The sequence below is a fragment of the Synechococcus sp. WH 5701 genome (genome assembly GCF_000153045.1).
Taxonomy (GTDB): Bacteria; Cyanobacteriota; Cyanobacteriia; order PCC-6307; family Cyanobiaceae; genus Regnicoccus_A; species Regnicoccus_A antarcticus.
The window spans coordinates 1-2,019 of sequence record NZ_AANO01000026.1 but is presented as its reverse complement, the minus strand read 5'-3'; the positions used below and the strand labels follow the sequence as shown (position 1 = coordinate 2,019).

The window sequence follows — 2,019 nt, the reverse complement described above, 5'->3', positions numbered from 1 at the left end:
GTTGCAGCTAACAACAGCAAATCCAGGTTGGGACGTGCTTTTAAAGCCCGACCAGTTGCCTGGCCACCCCGCTTGGTGGTCTGGTCGATCGATGCTGTCACCTCCCTGGGGGCGATCCAGCAGGAAGCGATTCGGTTGGGTGAGCGATGGCAACCAGCACCGTTGTTGCTTCTTTTGCCGCCGGATGTGGCCGCAACCCGCGAGCAGCTGTTGAGTCTTTCCGCCAGTGGCTTGCTGCAGAACTGTGATTTAGCCACCCTCACCGAGTCGATCGAAGCGTTGCTGACGGGTGGACGCTTCGTGCGATTGGAGACTGGGAGCCCGTCGCCCCAACTTGAGACCCCCACCATGGGCTTCGGGCAATGGGCGCTAATGAGTGGTCTGCAGCAGATCAGTCACGATCTCCAGGTGATTGAGGCGATGCTTAATCCTCCGCCAACCCAGCTTTTAACTTCGTTGGTTGATGAAGGTTCGCTGTCGCGAATGGCGCAGTGCCCGCGATTTGTTGCTGATGCTCTGGGAACGGTGCAGCTCGGGTTTGAAGATGCCCGTGCATCTCAGACATTCTCCGGGTTTTCTCGGCCTCCGCCGGGAACCCCCCCCCACCACCTTGCGGGAGGGAAATTCCACCGCTGTCTGGGCAGCGATCCGTGATCGCCTCGACGACTCAGTTCAGGCCGGTCTCACCAATGCCACGGGTCGGTTGCTTGCCATCGAAGGCTTGCATCCAGAGCGCCGCCGTGAATTATTGCTGGCCCTGCTTCAGCAACTGGATTCTGTTCTCAATCAACTTCGAGGGGGTGATCAAGCCCTTTGTATGGAGAGCATGTGGGAGCAGCTTCAGCCTGAACTGCGCCAGCAAGCCGTCACAGCGATGGCGGGCAGCTACGTGCAGATTCCACGTAATGGTGAGCTGGAATCGGTGGTAACTGTCTTGTTGAAGCAGGCCGATCTCAGTGGCGATGACGGTGATCTACCCGATCCCACCGCGATGCTCGCTCCGTTACTCATCGATCAACCGGTGCTGGTGAACGGTCAGTTGCTTCCAGCCGACGATCCCCGGGCCTTGCTTCAGCTGGAAACGTTGGTGAGCAATTGGTTGGTTCGTACGGCGGAATTAATCGGATCCGAATTGCTCGAGTCCTGTGGTCAATGGCCTGAGTTACGGCGCTATTTATTGCGTGATTCACTCATTGCGACACGAGAGTTGGATCGTTTGCGTAATCGACTCAATAGCCAGATGCGCTGGTCCGATTGGGTTGACCGTCCGATTCAGTTGTATGAAAGCCAACGGACGTTGTTTCAATTGCGCCAGGGGCGCATTGAGCCACTTCAGCTCATCGAGCCCAGGGATCATGAATTGAACCAACTGGGTTGGTGGCAGCGTCAGGTGGCGCTATTGCTTGAAACCCGTGACGCTTTGGCACCGCAGGTTCAGGGCCTCGTCCGACGGTTGGGCGACCTCGCCGTTGTGTTGTTAACCCAGGTTTTGGGTCGCGCGATCGGTCTTGTGGGTCGTGGCATTGCCCAGGGCATGGGCCGCAGTTTGGGTCGAGGTTGAACTGCCGATGGCATCTGAAGGTCACAATGGCGTCTGCGACGTCGGTTTGATGGCCCCTTTGCTGCAGCTCTTGCTCGGTTTATCGGTAGCACTGCTGCTTTGGGTGGCCCCTGTTGGCGCCGTCCTCAATACCGACAGTTACGACGGCAATATTTATGCCCTGTATGCGGGCAACGGATCGCTTGTTCCTCCCGCTAACACCCTCGGCGAAGCCATGGATGCAGGGCGAACATCCGTGGTGATCTACTACTTGGATGACAGTGCAGTAAGCAAGCGCTTTGCCCCTGTAGTGTCCGAACTCCAGCGGCTTTGGGGCCGAAGCATCGACTTGATTCCGCTGACAACGGATGGCCTGCAGGGACGTCCGGCAACGGGACCCAAGGATCCAGTGACGTATTGGAATGGATCCATTCCTCACGTGGTGGTGATTGGACCCGATTCCAGGGTTGTGTTTGATC

Annotated in this window: 2 protein-coding genes and 1 pseudogene; all 3 read left to right on the top strand. The window is 57.6% G+C overall.

Features of this window, described 5'->3' with window-relative positions; genetic code table 11:
- Positions 1-654: pseudogene (locus tag WH5701_RS18155) on the top strand (hypothetical protein); the annotation flags it as partial.
- A 49-nt stretch (positions 655-703) separates the two neighbouring features.
- Positions 704-1,561 (top strand): DUF3685 domain-containing protein, encoded by an 858-nt coding sequence (locus WH5701_RS18150; RefSeq protein WP_232201737.1) that lies wholly within the window; start codon positions 704-706, stop codon positions 1,559-1,561.
- 49 nt (positions 1,562-1,610) lie between these two features.
- On the top strand, positions 1,611-2,019 hold a 409-nt coding region (locus WH5701_RS00120), incomplete at its 3' end, for a thylakoid membrane photosystem I accumulation factor (protein ID WP_037978956.1).